The sequence below is a fragment of the Mycobacterium sp. URHB0044 genome, assembly GCF_000620625.1.
Lineage (GTDB): Bacteria > Actinomycetota > Actinomycetes > Mycobacteriales > Mycobacteriaceae > Mycobacterium.
The window spans coordinates 212420-231765 of sequence record NZ_JIAW01000004.1 but is presented as its reverse complement, the minus strand read 5'-3'; the positions used below and the strand labels follow the sequence as shown (position 1 = coordinate 231765).

At 66.7% G+C, this 19346-nt stretch carries 18 protein-coding genes; 7 read left to right on the top strand and 11 right to left on the bottom strand.

The genetic code is table 11. The features are described 5' to 3' along the window. Positions 1–240 precede the first annotated feature (240 nt). The 4 genes from N536_RS0110385 to N536_RS0110370 are packed head-to-tail and all read right to left on the bottom strand — an operon-like array spanning position 241 to position 4117. Positions 241–1875 carry an acyl-CoA synthetase gene (locus tag N536_RS0110385; protein WP_029113547.1) on the bottom strand — a complete coding sequence of 545 codons (1635 nt, stop codon included), beginning with the start codon at positions 1873–1875 and terminating at the stop codon, positions 241–243. A gap of 9 nt (positions 1876–1884) precedes the next feature. After that, on the bottom strand, positions 1885–2487 hold the full coding sequence (locus N536_RS0110380; RefSeq protein WP_029113546.1) for a PaaI family thioesterase: 603 nt from the start codon (positions 2485–2487) through the stop codon (positions 1885–1887). Then, positions 2484–3104 carry a cysteine hydrolase gene (locus N536_RS0110375; protein WP_029113545.1) on the bottom strand — a complete coding sequence of 207 codons (621 nt, stop codon included), beginning with the start codon at positions 3102–3104 and terminating at the stop codon, positions 2484–2486. The genes N536_RS0110380 and N536_RS0110375 overlap by 4 nt, the downstream gene beginning before the upstream one ends. Continuing rightward, entirely contained in the window at positions 3101–4117 is a 1017-nt protein-coding gene (locus tag N536_RS0110370) for a Rieske 2Fe-2S domain-containing protein (RefSeq protein ID WP_029113544.1), read from the bottom strand. Before N536_RS0110370 ends, N536_RS0110375 begins: the two co-directional genes overlap by 4 nt. Positions 4118–4253: 136 nt before the next feature. Here N536_RS0110370 and N536_RS0110365 point away from each other — a divergent pair, with 136 nt between their 5' ends. Beyond that, positions 4254–5777, top strand: coding sequence for a carboxylesterase/lipase family protein (locus N536_RS0110365; RefSeq protein ID WP_029113543.1), 1524 nt, complete (start codon positions 4254–4256; stop codon positions 5775–5777). Here the strand turns inward: N536_RS0110365 and N536_RS0110360 are convergent. Continuing rightward, the gene (locus tag N536_RS0110360) at positions 5743–6366 is read right to left on the bottom strand and encodes a TetR/AcrR family transcriptional regulator (RefSeq protein WP_029113542.1); all 624 of its coding nucleotides are present in this window, start codon (positions 6364–6366) and stop codon (positions 5743–5745) included. The two genes, N536_RS0110365 and N536_RS0110360, sit on opposite strands and share 35 nt — an antisense overlap. A gap of 69 nt (positions 6367–6435) precedes the next feature. Here N536_RS0110360 and N536_RS0110355 point away from each other — a divergent pair, with 69 nt between their 5' ends. From N536_RS0110355 to N536_RS0110345, 3 genes are read left to right on the top strand one after another with little or no spacing between them, the layout of a single operon-like run. Then, positions 6436–7491 (top strand): phosphotransferase, encoded by a 1056-nt coding sequence (locus N536_RS0110355; RefSeq protein ID WP_029113541.1) that lies wholly within the window; start codon positions 6436–6438, stop codon positions 7489–7491. Between the two features lie 2 nt (positions 7492–7493). Further along, the gene (locus N536_RS0110350) at positions 7494–7871 is read left to right on the top strand and encodes a nuclear transport factor 2 family protein (RefSeq protein ID WP_029113540.1); all 378 of its coding nucleotides are present in this window, start codon (positions 7494–7496) and stop codon (positions 7869–7871) included. Beyond that, positions 7835–8911, top strand: coding sequence for a TIGR03857 family LLM class F420-dependent oxidoreductase (locus N536_RS0110345; protein WP_051574397.1), 1077 nt, complete (start codon positions 7835–7837; stop codon positions 8909–8911). Before N536_RS0110350 ends, N536_RS0110345 begins: the two co-directional genes overlap by 37 nt. Here N536_RS0110345 and N536_RS0110340 read toward each other — a convergent pair. The 4 genes from N536_RS0110340 to N536_RS0110325 all read right to left on the bottom strand — a co-directional run bounded on the left by N536_RS0110340 (position 8908) and on the right by N536_RS0110325 (position 13542). Further along, complete coding sequence (locus N536_RS0110340; protein ID WP_029113538.1) at positions 8908–9381, bottom strand: MerR family transcriptional regulator; 474 nt, start codon at positions 9379–9381, stop codon at positions 8908–8910. The two genes, N536_RS0110345 and N536_RS0110340, sit on opposite strands and share 4 nt — an antisense overlap. 8 nt (positions 9382–9389) lie before the next feature. Further along, positions 9390–10262 carry an SDR family NAD(P)-dependent oxidoreductase gene (locus N536_RS0110335; protein ID WP_029113537.1) on the bottom strand — a complete coding sequence of 291 codons (873 nt, stop codon included), beginning with the start codon at positions 10260–10262 and terminating at the stop codon, positions 9390–9392. Between the two features lie 52 nt (positions 10263–10314). Then, positions 10315–11964, bottom strand: a complete 1650-nt coding sequence (locus N536_RS0110330; RefSeq protein WP_029113536.1) for an acetolactate synthase large subunit — start codon at positions 11962–11964, stop codon at positions 10315–10317. Between the two features lie 81 nt (positions 11965–12045). Continuing rightward, a complete protein-coding gene (locus N536_RS0110325; protein WP_029113535.1) occupies positions 12046–13542 on the bottom strand; it encodes an acyl-CoA carboxylase subunit beta in 1497 nt (498 codons plus the stop codon). A 120-nt stretch (positions 13543–13662) separates the two neighbouring features. On the opposite strand from N536_RS0110325, the gene N536_RS38000 reads away from it, so the two are divergent. From N536_RS38000 to N536_RS0110310, 3 genes are read left to right on the top strand one after another with little or no spacing between them, the layout of a single operon-like run. After that, positions 13663–14745: an LLM class F420-dependent oxidoreductase gene (locus N536_RS38000; protein WP_051574396.1), complete on the top strand. Its 1083-nt coding sequence runs from the start codon at positions 13663–13665 to the stop codon at positions 14743–14745. Positions 14746–14747: 2 nt separating this feature from the next. Further along, on the top strand, positions 14748–15629 hold the full coding sequence (locus N536_RS0110315; RefSeq protein ID WP_029113534.1) for an SDR family oxidoreductase: 882 nt from the start codon (positions 14748–14750) through the stop codon (positions 15627–15629). Further along, a complete protein-coding gene (locus N536_RS0110310; RefSeq protein WP_029113533.1) occupies positions 15626–16861 on the top strand; it encodes a cytochrome P450 in 1236 nt (411 codons plus the stop codon). Before N536_RS0110315 ends, N536_RS0110310 begins: the two co-directional genes overlap by 4 nt. 12 nt (positions 16862–16873) lie before the next feature. On the opposite strand, the gene N536_RS41420 is transcribed toward N536_RS0110310, so the two are convergent. Next, a complete protein-coding gene (locus tag N536_RS41420; protein ID WP_369798409.1) occupies positions 16874–17011 on the bottom strand; it encodes a CstA-like transporter-associated (seleno)protein in 138 nt (45 codons plus the stop codon). Then, positions 17011–19308, bottom strand: coding sequence for a carbon starvation CstA family protein (locus N536_RS0110300; RefSeq protein WP_029113532.1), 2298 nt, complete (start codon positions 19306–19308; stop codon positions 17011–17013). Before N536_RS0110300 ends, N536_RS41420 begins: the two co-directional genes overlap by 1 nt. Positions 19309–19346 lie beyond the last annotated feature (38 nt).

The window sequence follows — 19346 nt, the reverse complement described above, 5'->3', positions numbered from 1 at the left end:
AGGTTCGCCGAACACCGGCGACCTGGGCATTCGCACTGTTTCCGAGTGAGGCGGACAAACGGGTATTGCTTCGCGACGGGGCGCTTAGTGCACGACCCTGGGCGGAGTGGTGCTGGAATTGCCCACGTACGAGCGACTTTCGTGCGCCTGTCGACGAGAAGTCGCTCAGAGGCGGGCATTTGCACTACAGCCCGATTGCGGGGTGAGTGGACCGGCTGAAGTGCAGGCGAATCAAGCACCTCAGGTGCTGGCTTGTTCGCGCGCCCACCGGTAGTCGGCCTTGCCCGCCGGACTGCGTTCGATGACCGGACGGAACACGACGACCTTGGGTAACTTGTAGCGCGCCACCGACTTCGCGGCGTGGGCGATCAATTCCTCGGCATCGGCAGACGCTCCCTCGGCGAGTGCGACCACGGCGACGACCTCCTGCCCCCAACGCTCGCTGGGCCTGCCGGCCACCACGACGTCGGCAATCGCGGGGTGCGACGCGATCGCCGTCTCGACCTCCTCGGCGAAGATCTTCTCCCCGCCCGAGTTGATGGTCACCGAGTCGCGGCCGAGCAGCTCGATGTTGCCGTCGGCGAGATGGCGCGCCCGGTCGCCAGGCACGGCGTAGCGGACTCCGGCGACGACGGGGAACGTCGCCGCGGTCTTCGCGGCATCGCCCTTGTAGCCCAACGGAACATACCCGCGCTGCGCCAGCCAGCCCATGCCGTCGTGCGCCGGTTTCAGGACACCGTCGAGGTTCTCGGAGACGACGCAGGTGTCCGGACCCGGCTTGAACGTGCCGGTCGACACGGCGCCCGGCGCGGACATGTGGGTGAGCTGGGCGCCCGTCTCGGAGGAGCCGACACCGTCGATGACGATCAGGCCGGGCTTGGCGTCGATCAACCGTTGCTTGGTGGTCGGCGTCAGCAGCGCGCCGCCGTTGGCCACCGCCGCCAGCGACGAGACGTCGGCGCTGCCACGCTCGATCGCGGCCGCCAACGGTCTGGCCATCGCATCGCCGACCACCGTGGCCACCATGACCTTCTCGCGCTCGATCGTCGCGACGACGTCGTCGGCGTCGAAGTGGTCGACCACCGACGCGAACACCACCGACTGACCCGTGGTCAGTGCCGTCATGAGGCCCCACTGCGCGGCGCCGTGAATCAGTGGCGGCAGCACCATCAGCTTGGTGCCGGGTCCAGCGGCCGCACGCTCGGCGAGCTCTGCGTAGGACTCGGCGGCCTTGCCGCTGTAGATATCCCGTCCGCCGAACGAGGTCATGAAGATGTCGTGCTGGCGCCACAACACACCCTTCGGCATGCCGGTGGTGCCGCCGGTGTAGAGCACGTAGAGGTCGTCGGGCGAGGGTTGCACCGGCGGTGGCTGCGGGCTGGACGCGGCCAGCGCCGCCTCGTAGTCGACCGCGCCGTGCACCAGATCGTTGCCCGAGTCGTCGGCGATCTGGATGAGTACGCGTAGGTGCGGGAGGTTCGGCAGGACGTCGGCGACCCGCGGGGCGAACCTGGCGTGATAGACCAGCGCCGTTGCGCCGGAATCAGCCAGCAGATAGTGCAATTCGTTCTTCACGTACCGGTAGTTGACATTGAACGGCGCGACGCGGGCCCGGAACGAGCCGAGCAGCGACTCGACGAACTCGTTGCCGTTGTAGGCGTAGATGCCGAGTAGGTCCTGGCCGACGTCGTGGCCGGCCAGCTTCTCGCGTGGGGTGTGACAGCCCAGTCCGCGCGAGTGCAGGTACGACGCAAGGCGGTTGGACCGTTCCACGATTTCGGCGTAGGTATAGCGACGATCGCCCTGGGTCAGAAGTACGCGGTCACCGATCTCGGCCGTGACGGCGTCGAGAACGGCGGGAACGGTGAATTGCATTGTGCTCCTTCAGGGCTGGTGGGGGAGCAACCTGATCATCAGGCCGTTGGCCTCGCTCAACACGGTGCCGTCGGGGTCAGTCATGGTCGCGGTGACGAACGCCTTGCGGCCGTCGACGCGTTCGACGCGTCCGCGGCTGATCAGCGGTGTGTCGATCGGTGTGACCGCGCGGTAGTCGACGTGGAGGTAGGCGGTGCGGCTGATGGGCCGTCCGGCGGCCGACACGATCGTGCCGAAATGCCAGTCGTAGAACAGCGGTATCACGCCGCCGTGCACGGCCATGTTGCCGCCGACGTGGTAGCGGGTGAAGTTGCCCTCCATCGTCACCCCGTCCTCGTCGAACGAGGTGATCGTCCACGGGGGAATCAGAGGGTGGCCAAGTCCGGGCAGTTTGATGGCGCGTCCTGCCGGGGCCTGCCCGTCGGGTACCTGGTGCGGCTCGAGTGCCGCGCAGGCGCGTTCGATGGTCTCGGACACGGCGGACCACGTGTCGGCGTCGGGGTTGGTCGACACGGCGAGATCCTGGAGGCGGCGCACGGCTGCCGCGAACCGTTCCAATTCCGGTGGCGCATCAACGGGTTTCAGCTCGGGGAAGCCGCGCGTCTCCGTCATGGGACCTTCCAGGCCGCGAGAAGTTCGTCGGTGGTCGTCACGGTGGCCAGCAGCGACAGGCTGTTCTCTATCACCGCCGTACCGTACTCGGCGGGGATTCCGGCGACGGCGTCGCGCGGCAGCACCACACGGTAGCCCTTGTTGACGGCGTCCATGACGAGGTTCGGTATCGCGACGTTGAGCGACACTCCGACCGCGACGATCGTCGACACACCGAGGTTGCGCAGGACCGCGTCGAGGTCGGTACCGCCCATCGGACCGAGACCGTGCCACCTGGCCAGGACGAGATCGGAAGGCTCAGGGCCGAGTTCGGGCAACAGCGTCGCTCCCTCGCTGCCCGGTGTGACGTCGACCCCCTTGGCCGCTGCGGCGAAGAGGCGAGCGTTGTGGTTCGAGCCGAGCCCGTCGGGGCGCCGCTGCACCACACAGTGCACGACCCGCACGCCCGCGGCGCGGGCCGACGGAACGATTCGGGCGATGTTGGGCAGGGCCTCCCGACGGGCTTCGGCGGCCAGGGCCGCAAGATCGGCGTTGGGCGACATCACCGCGCCTTGGCACTCCTGCGTGATGACCGCGGTATGCGCGGGGGCGGCGAGGTCGGCGAGGTCGGGTTTCATGCGTGGGCCTCTACCGGCACGGCGGGGGGAACCTCGTAGAACTGCGTCGCCCACTTCCGCAGGGCCATATACGGTTTCGCGTCCACCTTGGACAGCGCGGGGTGCTCGACGTATTTCTGGTAGCGCCAGATGTCGCAGTCTTCCCACACCGTCTTGAGGTACTGCTTCTCGACCTTCGCGCGCACGTGGTCCGGCGGGACGTCCGAGGTCTCGCCGGGAATCTTGGGCCACCAGATCGAATAGAACAGGTCCGACACCTCGTCGTCGACGGGGGTGCAGGCGAAGATCAGCCGGTGGTTCGAGGAGCCTTCGAAGGCGCTCATGGCGAATCCGAGCCCGGAGAAGTGGCTGTGGATGCGCAGGGCCATCTCGTTCGGGTCGTCGCTGCGGGCGTCGGGCCAACCGGTGAGGAATCGCCACTCCTCGCCGACGTTCTCCCACTCCAGGCACACCGGTGTCACCGTCGCGCCGTGGACGTATCGGAAATGGCTGCTGTCGGGCCCATTTTCGGCGACGATCTGCGGGTGCACCGGGATGGCGTCGGCGCGGCTGGAGAACTCCGGATAGGGCCGGTAGTAGGCGTCGGGGTCGGTCTCGAACTGCGGGAACTTCAAGAAGATGTCGGGCAGTTCCCAGCGTGGCGGGTCGCCGCCGGGGTGGTACCACATGAAGATGCACCCGTACTGCTCCTTGACAGGATACGAGCGCAGCCTCAGCCCGCGGTTCGGGCGGTCCGGCTGGTACGGGATGTAGCGGTTGGTGCCGTCGGGCCCCCATCGCCAACCGTGAAACGGGCACTCCACGCAGTCGCCGACGACCTTGCCGCCGTGCCCGATGTGCGCGCCGAGATGCTGGCAATGCGCCTCCATGACGTGGAGTTCGCGCGACTCGTCGCGATAGGCAACCAGATCCTCGCCGAAGTACTTGAGGGCTCGCACCGCACCGACGTCGTACTCGGCCGACCAGCCGACCATGAACCAGCCGGTGACCTTCCAGGTGAACGGAACCTTCACGGACTGATCCTCCACTGATCCGGCCTACTACTGTAAGAGTTACAGTAACATGCGATCCACATGGTTCCCCGGTGAGTCAGGACGGCAATGGATGCCCGAAAAGCCCTGGTCATGGGCGCGCAAGTAAGGTGCTGACGTGACCGAACAGACGGTGCGGGTGCGCACGATCAGCGGCACCGTCCAGGGGTTCGTGCGCAACGGCACGGCGCGATGGCGGTCCATCCCGTACGCGCGGCCCCCGGTGGGGCCGTTGCGTTTCCGGGCGCCCCAGCCGCCGTTGCCCTGGCGCGGCGTGCGGTTCTGCGAGGAGTTCGGCAGCTGCGCGCCTCAGGATCCGCGGTACACGTACATGGGCCGCAGCGGTCGTCAACCGATGAGCGAGGACTGCCTGACGCTCAACGTCGTCGCCCCAGCCGAACTGCCGGACGAGCCGCTGCCGGTGATGTTCTTCATCCACGGCGGCGGTTACATGTTCGGCAGCTCCGCGACGTCGGTGTACGACGGGGCGGCCATCGCGCGCCGGGGCTGTGTGTACGTGTCGGCGAATTACCGCCTCGGGGCGCTCGGCTGCCTGGACCTGTCGTCGCTGTCGACGCCGGAGCATCCACTCGAGGCCAACCTGTTTCTGCGCGACCTGGTGATGGCCTTGCGCTGGGTGCGGGACAACGTCGCCGGATTCGGCGGCGATCCAGACAACGTGACCATCTTCGGCGAGAGCGCGGGAGCGCACGCGGTCGCGACGCTGCTCGCCGTTCCCGATGCCGCCGGGCTGTTCCACCAAGCCATCTCGCAGAGCCCGCCCGGCGGGCTCATCCATCACGCCGAGTACTCCGCCGATATCGCCCGCCGGTTCGCGGCCGCACTCGGTGCCGATCCGGGCGACGGCGCTCGGGCCGTCATGACCGCGCGACCGTCGCAGCTCGTCCGCACGCTGGAGCGCATTATGACGGACACCATCCGGGCGACGCCCGACTCCTTCGGGATCGGCGCGATAGTGGGCGGCGACTACCTGCCGTGGACGCACGTCGACGCAATGACCCGTGGGGCGGCTCACCGGGTTCCTCTGATCATCGGCAGCAACGCCACCGAGGCCAGCCTGTTCGCCAAGTTCATGGACTATCTGCCGACCAACGAGCCGGTCATCGAGAAGTTCCTCGAAAGCGCGGAACCGCAAGTGGCGCAAGGAGTGCGAGAGGCCTACCCAGGGTATCCGAGCAAGGCCGCGTGCCTGGCGTTCGGCAGTGACTTCACCTTCGGCGCGAGAGCATGGGAGCTCGCCGAGGCGCATTGCCTGCACGCGCCGACGTACCACTACCGTTACGACTACGCGCCGCGCCCACTGCAGTGGACCGGCTTCGGCGCCACGCATGGCAGCGAGTTGCTCGCGGTGTTCGACGTGTATGCCACGCGGCTGGGTGGGCTGTTGACGGTGGCGGGTGACCGCCGCTCGGCCCGGTCCGTCAGCAGGGACGTGCAGCGCCGCTGGCGGTCGTTCAGCCGCACCGGAGTACCCGGCGACGACTGGCCCCGCTACACCACCGATGAGCGGGCGACGATGATCTTCGATCGCCGCTCCCGCGTGGAGTCAGATCCCACATCGGCGCGGCGCGCGGCATGGGCAAAGCTCAGCGTGTCCCGTGAGAACCATAGTCAGCGATGATTCGCGTCCTGGAGAAATCCAATTCCTTTGCGAGGTCGTAGCGTTCGGGCATCACGATCCAGTGAAACGCGATGCCGAAGGCCGCCGCGCTGATGTCGTTGACTGCCCGCTCGACGTCGATGTCGGGCCGGACGGATCCATCGGCCACCCCGGTTCGCAGCCCCGTCTCCACGGCTTCGACGCCGCGGTCGAACCAGGTCTGCAGCAGAGTGCGCACTGGCGAGCTGGCCTTGACCGCCTCGAATGTCATCACGAACATCGCACGCAGAAAGTCAGGATCCTGCGCGTACATCTCCTCGATCCGGTGGAAATGGGCGACCGCGTTCTCCATGCCCGTAGCGCCGGGCTGTGGAGCGGGCAGGAGACGTTGCACGTGGCCGTCTAGCAAGAACGCGTCGAGGATGGCGTCCTTGCTGCCGTACCGCGCGTGAACCATCGCGCGGCTGTAGCCCGCCCGTCGGCCGATCTCGGCTGCCGTGGTTGCCTCCCAACCCTTTTCGGCGATGAGTGCAGCGGCGGACTCGACCAGTCGACGGTTGGACGTCTCGACTCGTTGCGGTTGCGTAAGCCCGCGGCTTGGACTGGGCACTCTTGCATATTAGACGCTCGACAACTAACTTAGTTGTCGAGCGTCAAATACCTCGATGGGGAGGCCCGTGTGACTTCGGCTACCGATGCTGTCCCATACGGCATCGAAGGCGTCACCGTGCCGTGGCTGTCCGAGGCACTCGGCGCGGCGGTCGGCGCCGTCCGCAGCGAGCAGATCGCGCAGGACAGCGGGTTCTCCTCGCTGCTATACCGGCTCCACCTCACCGGTGCGGACGTGCCAGACACACTGATCGCCAAGCTGCCCAGTCAATCGGACGCTCGCGGAGCGATGGAGATGATGGGTGGCTACACCCGCGAAGTGACGTTCTACCAACGGGTTGCGGGCAGCGCACCGATGGGGACGCCGCACGTGTATGCCGCGCGTATGGCGCAGGACTCGGGCGATTTCGTTCTCATACTGGAAGACCTGCAGGGCTGGGACAACGCCGATCATCTGGCCGGGTTGTCGTTGGACCGGCTCCGCTGCGGCATCACGCATCTCGCCGGCTTGCACGCATGGTCGAATGATCCGGCCAATGCCGATGTGCGCGACGCCTTCCCGAGCATCGATACGCCAATGATGCGGGACCTCTTACCGTCCGCATTCGGCGTTGGATGGCAGATGTACCGCGAGAACGCTGAGGCGCCGGTTTCCCCTGCAGTGGCGAGGTTCGCACAACGGTTCGCAGAGCACGCGCCTGCCGCCCTGAAAGCTCTGACAGAGCGCGCGACGCTCATGCACGGCGACTTCCGCGCCGACAACATGTTCTTCGCCGGGGATCAACTCAAAGTCGTCGACTTCCAGTTTGCCGCCCGGGCGGTCGGCGCCGCTGATATCGGCTACCTACTGAGTCAGGGTCTGCCAGCGGCGGTACGGGCTGGACGCGACGAGGAACTGCTCAGGGAGTACCTCCTCGCGCTGGAAGAGCGCTCGGTCACCGATTACCCGTTCGACGAGGCTTGGCGCCATTACCGATTCGCGGTCGCCTACCTGTTGGTCATGCCCGTCGTCGCCCTGCTCGGCTCGGCGAGCATGCCAGAACGGGCGCGCCGGTTGTGCATGACACTCATCGACCGGGCGGTCATCACCATCGATGACATCAATGCGCTGGAGGTATTCGAATGACCATGCAGACACGGACGGCGCGTGAGGTGGTGGAGCTCTACAACCTCGTCGTCTGGAACGAGCGCGACTTCGATCTCGCGGAGGAGCTGATGGGCGACACCGTCATTCGCCACGATGTGGGGGAGTCGACAGTGCTCACGCACGAGGAGGCGGTGCAGCGGATCGTCCACCACTGGGACCTGTTCGAGACGATTCGCTTCGGCTTGAACCTGGTGGTGGCCGGCGACGACGGCGTGCACGTGGCGATCGTGTACCAGTCGCCGATGACGATGAAGGACGGCAGCGACCTGACGATCAGCAGCATGGAACTGTTCCGCGTGGTCGACGGCAGGATCACCGAGGTCTGGAACTGCGGCTACAAGCAAGGGGTTTGGGCGTGACTCGCACATTGGATGAACTCGGCTACTACCTGCTTGCCGGCGCGGGCGGTGAGGGTCCGGCGACGCTGATGGACGAGGCCCGCCGCGGTGAGGAGCTCGGCTTCGGCACGGCGTTCATCTCCGAGCGGTGGAACGTCAAGGAGGCCTCGTCACTGGTCGGTGCAGCGTGCGCCGTCACCGAGCGCATGCAGATCGCCACTGCCGCAACCAATCACAACACCCGCCATCCGCTGATCACTGCATCGTGGGCCACCACCATGCACCGGCTGTCGGGCGGGCGGTTCACCCTCGGGCTCGGGCGTGGTGTCGCGGCCATGTATGCGGCGTTCGGCGTGCCGTCGGTGACGACCGCGCAGATGGAGGACTTCGCGCAGGTGATGCGCAAGCTCTGGCACGGGGAAGTGGTCTTCAACCACGACGGGCCGATCGGCAAGTATCAGGTGTTGTTCCTCGATCCCGACTTCGACGAGGACATCCGGTTGGGCCTCGTCGCCTTCGGACCTCGGACGCTGGCGCTGGGCGGACGCGAGTTCGACGACGTCATCCTGCATACCTATTTCACGCCCGAGACCCTGCAGCGCAGCGTGAAGACGGTGAAGGACGCCGCCGAGAAGGCCGGCCGCAACCCGGACGACGTCAAGGTGTGGTCGTGCTTCGCCACCGTCGGCGACCATCTGCCAGAAGAATTGCGGCTCAAGAAGACCGTCGCCCGGCTGGCGACCTACCTGCAGGGCTACGGTGATCTGTTGGTCAACACCAATGGCTGGGATCCCGCTGTCCTGCAACGCTTCCGGGAGGATCCGGTGGTGACAGCCATCCCCGGCGGCATCGACCACAAGGCCAGCGCCGACCAGATCGAGCACATCGCCACGCTGATTCCCGACGAATGGCTGGAGCCGTCGGCGACCGGCTCCGCCGAGCAGTGCGTCGAGCGCATCCGCAAGGAATTCGAGTACGGCGCCGACGCCGTCATCATGCACGGTGCCACGCCCGACGAGCTGGAGCCGATCGTCGCGCAGTACCGGGCTACCGACGCCTAAAGCGTGTCGCCGGTGGTGCCGCCGTAGGTCGCGATCTTGAACTCGGTGGCGGCCAGGGAAAGGGTGAGTTCGCGGATCTGGCGGCGGATGGTGTCGCGGTGCTCGACCAACATGTCGAGGCGTTCCGGCACCGTCTGCTCGCCGGCGTCGACGAGCTCGATGTAGTGCTGCAGATCACGGATCGCCATGCCGGACAAGCGCATCCGGGTAAGGAACACGAGTCGGCGCACCGCCTCCGGCTGATAGCTGCGGTGGCCACTACTGTCGCGGTCGACTTCGACGAGCCCAGCGCGTTCGTAGTAGCGCAGCGTGTGCGCGGAGACGTCGAGGAGATCGGCGACTTCGGCAATGGTCATCGGCTCGGTGATCTCACCCGTGTCAGCGAGACGGTGAATCACCTCGACCGACATCGGGCCGTCGACCTCGCCGAGCGCCGCGAGCGCCCTGTTCATCAGGTCGTTGGTGGACATACCTGAGCTTAAACCGGACGCGCGGACGCAGCGACGCCGGGAAAGTCGGCTCTGCGGGCCAGGTCGGCCCACTGGGCGACCTCGTCCAGACCCCGTTGGTACGCCGCCGTGATCCGCTGGACCGCTTCGGCGCCCAGCGGCAGCCGCAGCGGTACCTCCTCGGAATGTGCCAGCGAGACGATGATCTGCGCGGCCTTGGCGGGGTCACCCTCCTGCCTCCCGTCCGCGCCGGCCATGTCGGATCGCACGTCGGCCAGGATCTCCCGATAAGTCGGCGAAGCGTCGGCGAAGTCGAGCACGTCGGCGGCGTTGAACGCGGTACGGAACCGGCTCGGCTCGACCAGCATCACGCGGACGCCGAACGGCGCGACCTCGCCGGCCATGGACTCCGACCACCCCTCCAGCGCGAACTTCGACGCCGAGTAGGTCGACACTCCTGGGAAGGACATCCGTCCGCCCTGGCTGCTCATCTGCACGATGGTCCCTGCTCCCTGGGCGCGCATGACGGGTAGGGCAGCGCGCACCAGGGCAGCGGGACCGAACAGGTGCAGGTCCATCAGATCGCGCAGCTGCGCGTCGGTGATCTCCTCGGCCGCGCCGACGATGGCGCGCCCCGCGTTGTTCACCAACACGTCCAGGCGGCCGTAGCGATCGACTGCTATCTGGACCAGGCCGGCGGCTGCCGTCGTGTCGCGGGCGTCGAACTGAACGCTCGTGACCCGGTCGCCGTAGGTGCTCGTCAAGTCGGCAATGCTGTCGCGGTTTCGTACCGCGGCCACGACCTGATCCCCTCTGCTGAGCGCGGCCTCGGCCAGTGCACGTCCGAAACCTTTCGACGCTCCGGTGATGATCCAGGTTTGAAGTGCTGTAGGTGTCGTCATGCCGGCGACGTTAGAAGTTCGAGCGCGCTCGAACGCAAGCGCTCCCCGAGGTCTACAGCGTGTCGTCGAGCTGCCCGAGTCGCTCGGTCAGGCGCAGATTCTCGGAGTAGTCGACAGGGCACGAGATGATCGATACGCCGTCGTCGTCCAGCGCGGTTCGCAGCGTGGGCAGCAGTTCGTCGGCGTTGGTGATCCGATATCCCTTGGCGCCGAAGCTCTCCGCGTACATCACCACGTCGGGATTGGTGAGCCCGACGTAGTAGTGGTCGCCGAGCTCGAGGTCCATCTTCCACTCGATCAACCCGTACCCGCCGTCGTCCCAGATCAGCACGACCAACGGGATCTGCTCGCGAACGGCGGTCTCGATCTCCTGGGAGTTCATCAGGAACGCACCGTCACCCATCACCGCGAGCACCTTCGACTCGGGCCGCGCCAGCTTCACGCCCAACGCCCCCGGCAGCGAGAACGCCATGGTGGACAGGCCGTTGGAGATGAGGCACGTATTGCGCTCGTAGGTCGGGTAGAGCCGGGCCATCCACATCTTGGCGGCGCCGGTGTCCACCAGCACCACGTCGTCTCGGCCCAGCGCTGCCCTGGTGTCGGCGACGATCCTCTGCGGCGCCAGCGGGAAGCTCGAGTCATGTTGTCCGCGAGCGAATTCCTCGGCGAGCAGGCCGGCCCCGGGGGCGCTGGACTCGACGTCGTAGCGGTGTCCGGCCATGGCCTCGCGCATGGCGTCGAGGGACGCGCTGATATCGCCGATGATCCCGACGTCGACCGGGTAGTGCATGTCGACCTCGGCGGGGAAGCGATGGACGTGGATTATCTTCTTGTCGGAGTTGGGATTGATCCGGACGGGGTCGAACTCCTGCAGTTCGTAGCCGACCGCGATGATCAGGTCGGCGTCGTCGAAGCCGAAGTTGACGTAGTCGTGGCGCATGAACCCGATGGTCCCCATGGTGTTGGGATGGTCGTCGGGCATGACCCCCTTGCCGTGAAACGTGTTCGCGACCCGTATCCCCAGCTCCTCGGAGAGTCGGATCAGTGCCGCGGTCGCGTCGGCGCGGGCGGCACCGTGGCCGGCCAGGATGACGGGCCGTGTCGCCGAACGGAGCACGTCGACGGCGCGTACGACCTGGGATGGTGACGGCGCTTCGGGTCGAACGACGTTGCGGGGCAATGGTTTGAGGTCGTAGTCGTGCTCGTCGGCGTCGATGTGTTCTGGGACGGCGAGGTAGACCGCCGCCGGCCGCTCGGTCTCCGCGAGCTTGAACGCCTTGCGGAACATCTCGGGAATCGCTCGCGTGGTGGGGACACCGTCGGACCAGCGGGTGATCGGGGCGAACATCGACACCAGATCGACGTACTGGTGCGACTCCTTGTACTCGCGGTCCTGCCCGACCTGCGCGGAGATCGCCACCAGCGGGGTGCTGTTGGTGGTGGCGTCGGCGACACCGAGCTGCATGTTGATGGCGCCGGGCCCGAGCGTCGCCGATACCACCGCCGGACGTCCCGTCACCCTGCCGTACATCTCGGCCATGAAGGACGCAGCCTGTTCGTGCCGGGTCAGGATGTACCTGATCTGTTTCGACCCCGCCAGAGCCCGTACGAAGTGGATGTTCTCCTCGCCCGGTATTCCGAACACCAGGGAAACGCCTTCTGCTTCAAGGCACTTGACCATCAGCTGTGCAGCGGTGCTCATCGTGGTCCTCCGGCTCCGGCGCCCGGCTGATTCCGGGGTGCGCCACGGTGGAAGACCAGGCTATCCCGCGGGGCCTCCCGGTCACGGCAGGATGACGGTGCGGCTCACCGGCTCCGCGGGGGCCTGTCTGCGGGACAGGCCGCGCTGCAGCCCGGCCAGCAACGCATCGCGGGTTTCTCGAGGATCGATCAGCTCGTCGAAGCCGAGGTGCTCCGCCGACCGGTAGGACGCCTCGAGTTCGGCTTCGCGCAGTTTGGCACTGAGATCCTCCTCGGCGTGCGACGCGCGGCTCAACGCCGCCGCGCTCATGGCTCCCATCGTCGCGCCCGGGTAGGCGTAGGTGGCGTCCTGCGAGTCGAAACCCAGCAGGGACATCACCATCGAACCGAAGCCGTACGCCTTGCGCAGGGTCAGGTGCAACTTCAACGTCGTGGCCGCGGTCTGAGCGGCGAACATCCTTCCGCCGGCGCGCAATACGCCGGTGCGCTCCGACCGGCTGCCCGGCAGCATGCCCGGATTGTCGGCGAGGAACACGATCGGCAGGTGGAAGGAGTCGGCGACCATGATGAAGTGTGCGGCCTTGTCGGCGGCGTCGGCGTCGATCGAGCCGGCCAGCACCTGCGGTTGGTTGGCCACCACCGCGACGGGATGACCGCCGAGGTGAGCCAGCGCGCAGATGATGGCCCGGCCGAACTTCGGTTGCACCTCGAACCAATCGGGTCGGTCGAAGACCACGTCGAGCACTGCCCGCATGTCGTAGACCCGCTTGTTGTCGCGGGAGACGATGTCGAGCAACTCGGGGGTGGGCCGGGGCGCGGTGCTCTCGTCGGCGGGTAGCGCCGCGGGATACGACCACGCACTCGGCGGGAAGTAGGACAGATACCGGCGGATGTCGTCGATCACCGCCTCGTCGTCCTCGCCCAGGTTGTGAATCACCCCGCTGGCCAGGGCGACGCCGGGACCGCCGAGGTCCTCCTTCGAGATGTCCTCGCCGGTCGACTCCTTGACCACCGGGGGACCGGCGGTGAAGATCGCGCCCTGGCGGCTCATGATGCGGAAGTCGGACACGGGCGCAACCAGTGCGCCGTGACCGGCCGACGGGCCGAGGACGGCGGCGACTGTGGGCACACGTCCCGAGCAGTTGGCCTGTGCCAGCAGGTCGGTCGGCGTACGCCCGTAGTGTCCGCCCGTGGGCCGGAACCCGGCGCCCTCCAGCAGCATCACCAGTGGAATACGGTCCCGCACAGCGAGTTCGGCGATGCGATACCGCTTCGCATTGCCGCCCGGACCGATGCTGCCCGCCAGCGTGGTGAAGTCCTCGGCGCCCACCATGACGGGGCTGCCGTTGAGCATTCCTGAGCCGACGACGATGCCGTCGGCCGCGATCTCACCCCCGGCCAGGGTGCCCAACTCGTGGAAGGAACCCTTGTCCAACAGTCGGTCGATCCGCGCTCGCACGTCGAGCTTGCCCTTGTCGCGATGCTTGGCGACGCGCTCCGCGCCGCCCATCGCCCAGGTGCGTTGACGCCGACGCTCGAGATCGTCGAGTGTGCCTTCCCAGTCCTGGGCCTTGGTCATGACTTCCATCCTCACAGGTGCGCCGCCGATGCCGACGGGGAATCGGCGTTGACCATACTGAATTGCTTACTGTAGCGTCATTCGGCATGGTGACGAGGGTCAGGTGCCGGGTGCCGGTGCATGGCTGCTGACGGTGCCGTCCGCCTGAGGATCGACAGGGGCATCCCGAGCGAACTGGTCCGCGTGCCGGAGGCGGTCGGCTCGCTCGAGCGACGCGGCTACGACGGCTGCTGGGCCGGCGAGATCAACCACGATCCGTTCCTGCCGGTGCTATTGGCCGCCGAACACACGTCACGGCTCGAGGTGGGCACCAGCATCGCGGTCGCGTTCGCGCGCAACCCGATGACCGTCGCGAACCTGGGCTGGGATCTTCAGTCGTATTCCGGCGGCCGGTTCAACCTCGGGCTCGGCACTCAGGTGCAGGCGCACGTCGAGAAGCGGTTCAGCATGCCGTGGAGTCACCCCGTCCGGCGGATGCGCGAGTTCGTCGATGCGCTGCAGGCGATCTGGACCTCGTGGCAGGACGGGACCCGGCTGCGCTTCGAAGGCGAGTTCTACACCCACAAGCTGATGACTCCGATGTTCACCCCGGAGCCGACGGATCACGGGTTCCCCAAGGTCTTCATCGCGGCGGTCGGCGAAGCGATGACGGAGATGTGCGGTGAGGTGGCCGACGGCCTGCTCACCCACGCGTTCACGACCCGCAGGTACGCAGAGGACGTCACGACACCCGCACTGCTGCGCGGACTGCAGCGGGCGGGCCGCGACCGCAAGGGATTTCAGGTATCGTGTCCGGTGTTCGTCGTCACCGGTGAGACGGACGCGCAGATGGCCACCGCCGCCGCGACCACCCGCAAGCAGATCGCGTTCTACGGCTCAACGCCCGCCTACCGCAAGGTCCTCGACCTGCACGGCTGGGGTGACCTGCACGTCGATCTGCACCGGCTGTCGAAGGAAGGCCGCTGGGACGACATGGGTGCACTGATCGACGACGGCGTCCTGCGCGCGTTCGCCGTGGTCGCACCCCTTGCGGAGGTTGCTGATGCGCTGCGGGCCCGCTGCGCGGGTGTGATCGATCGCGTCCTTCCCGCGTTTCCGGCAGGCATGTCCGAGGATGCGGTCGATGCGGTGCTGGACGAGCTACGCGCGCAACCGAATCCGGTCCCGCACGACGCGCATACCTCCCGGGCGTGGAAGGAATGACCATGGACAACATCAAGGGCAGAACGGTTGCCATCACCGGGGCCGCGCGGGGCATCGGCCATGCGACGGCACGGGCGCTGCTGGCGCGAGGTGCTCGCGTCGTCATCGGTGACCGCGACGTCGCCCGCCTCGAATCGGCCGTCGCCGGACTATCCGAAGAAGGCATGGTGTCGGGTCATCCGCTCGACGTGACGGATCCGGAGTCGTTCGCGACGTTCCTGGACAAGGCTCGCTCCGATGGCTCGGGCCACGTCGACGTGTTGATCAACAACGCCGGCGTGATGCCGATCGGCGCGTTCCTCGAGCAGTCCGAGCAGGCAATCCGCTCCGCGATCGAGGTCAACTTCTGCGGCGTTCTCACCGGATGCCGACTGGTGCTCCCCGACATGGTGAAGCGGGGTCGCGGGCACATCGTCAACATCGCGTCGTTGGCCGGTGTGATGGCGGTGCCCGGTCAGGTGGTCTATGCCGGAACGAAGTTCGCCGTCGTGGGTTTGTCGACCGCGTTGGCCGACGAATTCGTCGACCGCGGCGTCGAGGTAACCGTGGTGATGCCGCCGTTCACGAACACCGAGCTGATCGCGGGCACCACGGCGACCGGGGCCAGCAAGCCCGTTCAACCGGAGGACATCGCGGCCGCGGTCGTCAAGGCGCTCGACAAGCCGAAAACCCATGTGTCGGTGCCGGGACCGGTGCGCCCGATACTGGCGCTCACCACGATGCTCGGCCCGCGTGGCAGGCGCTGGCTCAACCGGCGCTCGGGCGCCGACCGGCTGTTCCTGGACTTCGACACCGCCGCGCGGCAGTCGTACGAAGAGCGCGCGCAGACCGCGACGGGTGTCTTGCCCGCCGCGCACGGCCACGAGAACAGGAAGCGCCCATGAGCACCCCGACCATGGATGAAGCCGCGAAGATACTTGCGGACCCGAAGGCATGCGCCGACGAGCAGAGCTTCCATCGGGCACTGGCGCACCTGCGGGCGAACGCCCCGGTGTCGTGGGTCGACGTGCCCGGGTACCGGCCCTTCTGGGCCATCACCAAGCACGCCGACATCATGGCGATCGAGCGCGCGAACACGCGCTTCACCAACTCACCCCGCCCGGTCCTGATGACCGCGGAGGCCGACGCACAACAAGCAGCCATGGGAATCAGCACCCTGATCCACATGGACGACCCGCAACATCGCGTAGTGCGCGCGATCGGTGCCGACTGGTTCCGGCCGAAGGCGATGCGCGCGTTGAAGGTTCGCGTCGACGAGCTGGCCCGCACCTTCGTCGACAAGATGGTGGACGCCGGCGGCCAGTGCGACTTCGTGCAGGAGGTCGCGGTGAACTTCCCGCTGTACGTCATCATGTCGTTGCTCGGGCTTCCGGAGGAAGACTTCCCGCGCATGCTCAAGTACACGCAGGAACTGTTCGGCAGCGATGACGAGGAGCTGCAGCGGGGCGTGACGAAGGAAGAACAGGGACTCGCGCTGTTCGACATGTTCAACTATTTCAACGACGTGACCGCGGCACGGCGCAGAACGCCCACCGGGGACCTGGCCTCGGCGATCGCCAACGCGCGCATCGACGGTGAGCCGCTTTCGGACATCGACACGGTGTCCTACTACGTGATCATCGCGACCGCGGGACACGACACCACCAGCGCGACGATCTCCGGCGGCCTGCAGGCGCTGATCGAGAACCCCGATCAGCTACGTCGGCTGCAGGACGATCCCAACCTGATGGGGCTGGGAGCCGAGGAGATGATCCGCTGGGTCACGCCGGTCAAGGAGTTCATGCGAACCGCCGTCGAGGACACCATGATTCGTGGTGTGCCGATCGCGGCGGGGGAGTCGGTGCTGTTGTCCTACCCGTCCGGCAACCGCGACGAGGACGTGTTCACCGATCCGTTCCGCTTCGACGTCGGCCGTGATCCCAACAAGCACGTCGCTTTCGGGTACGGCGTGCACTTCTGCCTCGGCGCGGCGCTCGCCCGCATGGAGGTGAACAGCTTCTTCTCCGAGCTGGTGCCCAGGCTGAAGTCCATCGAGCTGGCAGGCGAACCCGAGCACATGGCGACGATCTTCGTGGGCGGGCTCAAGCACCTACCGATCCGCTACGAATTGACCTGAGCCGCAAGGAGGTCAGCAGCAGCGACTCTGTGGGTTGCGCTCCGTGGCGTCGTGGCGCATGCGCCAGTAGTCGCGCTCCGACATGACCATCTCGCCGGGATGGGTGCGGCGGCGGTGCTCGACGTAGCGCTGGTAGTGGTTGTCGCCCATCAATGAGCCCCAGAACCAACTGATTTGGCGTGCGACTTGGGTAACTCGTCCCATTGCTTCTGCACCTCCTTCTCGGTGGCGGTCGGGATCATGTTCGACGGGGCGAAGATCCGCGACGGGGTGGGCTCGTCCTCCGAAAGCGTGACGTTGCCGCCGCGGATGGCCCGCAGTGCCACGATGACACCGGCGGCGAACACAATGCACACCAGGACGGCGAACACGATGGACAGCGTGCCCTGGATGAAGGTGTTGCGGATGACGGCGTCGAGCTGATCGGCGTTCTTGGCCGCGCCAAACGTCGTCTTGCCTGCGTCCTTGGCGTTGCTGTACTGGAAATGCTGGGTCCAGTAGCCGACCTTCGGGTCGCCGGAGAAGATCTTCTGCCACGACGCCGTCATCGTGACGACGAGGTCCCACATCAGCGGAACACCGGGAATCCACGCCCATTTCAGCAGTCCCCGTTTGATGATCACGACGGTGACGACCGTCAGGGCGATGGCGGCGAGCAACTGGTTGGCGATGCCGAACAGCGGGAACAGCGTATTGATGCCGCCGAGCGGGTCGGTGACGCCCATCAGCAGGATGCTGCCCCACGCGGCGACGACGATGATGCTGCACGCCCAGGCGCCGACCCGCCAGCTCGGGTTGCGCAACTTCGTCAGTGGCCCACCGAGGTTGGCGAGACCATCCGACAGCATGAAGCGCGCCACCCGGGTGCCCGCGTCGACGGTGGTCAGGATGAACAGCGCCTCGAACATGATCGCGAAGTGATACCAGAAGGCCTTGAGGCTCGTGCCGCCGAAGACCTGATGCAAGACCTCCGACATGCCGAACGCCAACGTGGGTGCGCCTCCGGTGCGCGACACGATCGTGTCCTCGCCGACCCCTTCGGCAGCGGCGGTGATCTCGGCGCCCGTGATCGGCTGACCGGAAAGGCCCAACCCGTTGACGTAGTCCGCGGCGGTCTGCGCGGTGGTGCCGGTCGACGCGGCAGGGGCGTTCATCACGAAGTACAGATGCTGGTTGAGGATCGCGGCGGTGATGAGCGCCATGATCGCGACGAACGACTCGGTGAGCATGCCGCCGTAGCCGATCAGCCGCATCTGGCTTTCCTTCTCGAGCAGCTTCGGCGTGGTGCCCGAGGAGATCAGCGAGTGGAAGCCAGACAGTGCTCCGCACGCGATGGTGATGAACAGGAACGGGAACAGCGACCCGGCGAACACCGGACCGGTGCCGCTGGCGGCGAACGACGACACCGCCGGGGCCTCCATGATCGGGCGGGCCAGCACGATGCCGATGGCGAGGAGGGCGATGGTGCCGACCTTCATGAAGGTCGACAGATAGTCGCGCGGCGCGAGCAGCAGCCAGACCGGCAGCACCGATGCGGCGAGGCCGTAGATGATGATGCACCACGACAGCGCCACCTTGGAGAGCGTGAACCAGTCTGCCCCCCAGGTTGATTCGGCGACCCAGCCGCCCGAGACCACGGCCAGCAGTAGCAACACGACGCCGATCAGTGACACCTCGGAGACCCGGCCGGGCCGAAGGAATCTCAGGTAGAGCCCCATGAAGATGGCGATCGGGATGGTCATCGCGATCGAGAAGACACCCCACGGACTCTCGGCGAGGGCGTTGACGACCACCAGGGCGAGCACCGCCAGCAGGATCACCATGATGACGAGGACGCCGACGATTGCGGCGACACCGCCGACGACGCCGAGTTCGTCCCGGGCCATCTGTCCGAGTGAGCGGCCGCGGCGGCGGACGGAGATCGACAACACCAGGTAGTCCTGCACGCAACCGGCCACGACCGCGCCGACGATGATCCAGATGGTGCCCGGCAGATAACCCATCTGCATCGCCAGTACCGGACCGACGAGGGGGCCTGCCCCCGCGATCGCCGCGAAGTGGTGACCGAAGAGCACCCGCCGGTCGGTCGGCATGTAGTCGGTGGCGTTCTCGAACACCTCGGCGGGCGTGGCGATGTCGTCGCGCGGGCGGACGATCTTCATCTCGATGAGCCGGGCGTAGAACCGATAGCCGATGAGGTACGTGCAGATCGCCGCGATGACGAACCAGACCGCGTTGACGGTCTCACCGCGGAAGAACGCGATCACCGCCCAGGCGACGGCGCCCAACAAAGCGATCGCGGCGAAGACGATCTTGTGCTTCGTCGTGATCGGTGACCGGTCGATGACGGCGACCGGCGGCAGGTCCTTGTCGGTGCGGACGAGGGTGATGTCGCCGTCGGTCTCCTCGATGCGTTCTGAGGACGTGGGTGCGGGGGATGGAGCCATACGGTTGATCCTGTCAAAGGCCGCGGGGCGATTGGTGG

Bases quoted from the DNA above. Each gene is read 5' to 3' on its own strand.
- N536_RS0110350 (WP_029113540.1), top strand. From the start codon at position 7,494: ATGCAGACACGGACGGCGCGTGAGGTGGTGGAGCTCTACAACCTCGTC.
- N536_RS0110375 (WP_029113545.1), bottom strand. From the start codon at position 3,104: ATGAAACCCGACCTCGCCGACCTCGCCGCCCCCGCGCATACCGCGGTC.
- N536_RS0110330 (WP_029113536.1), bottom strand. From the start codon at position 11,964: ATGAGCACCGCTGCACAGCTGATGGTCAAGTGCCTTGAAGCAGAAGGC.
- N536_RS0110385 (WP_029113547.1), bottom strand. From the start codon at position 1,875: ATGCAATTCACCGTTCCCGCCGTTCTCGACGCCGTCACGGCCGAGATC.
- N536_RS0110315 (WP_029113534.1), top strand. From the start codon at position 14,748: ATGGACAACATCAAGGGCAGAACGGTTGCCATCACCGGGGCCGCGCGG.
- N536_RS41420 (WP_369798409.1), bottom strand. From the start codon at position 17,011: ATGGGCGACAACCACTACCAGCGCTACGTCGAGCACCGCCGCCGCACC.
- N536_RS0110310 (WP_029113533.1), top strand. From the start codon at position 15,626: ATGAGCACCCCGACCATGGATGAAGCCGCGAAGATACTTGCGGACCCG.
- N536_RS0110380 (WP_029113546.1), bottom strand. From the start codon at position 2,487: ATGACGGAGACGCGCGGCTTCCCCGAGCTGAAACCCGTTGATGCGCCA.
- N536_RS38000 (WP_051574396.1), top strand. From the start codon at position 13,663: ATGGCTGCTGACGGTGCCGTCCGCCTGAGGATCGACAGGGGCATCCCG.
- N536_RS0110340 (WP_029113538.1), bottom strand. From the start codon at position 9,381: ATGTCCACCAACGACCTGATGAACAGGGCGCTCGCGGCGCTCGGCGAG.
- N536_RS0110300 (WP_029113532.1), bottom strand. From the start codon at position 19,308: ATGGCTCCATCCCCCGCACCCACGTCCTCAGAACGCATCGAGGAGACC.
- N536_RS0110335 (WP_029113537.1), bottom strand. From the start codon at position 10,262: ATGACGACACCTACAGCACTTCAAACCTGGATCATCACCGGAGCGTCG.
- N536_RS0110325 (WP_029113535.1), bottom strand. From the start codon at position 13,542: ATGACCAAGGCCCAGGACTGGGAAGGCACACTCGACGATCTCGAGCGT.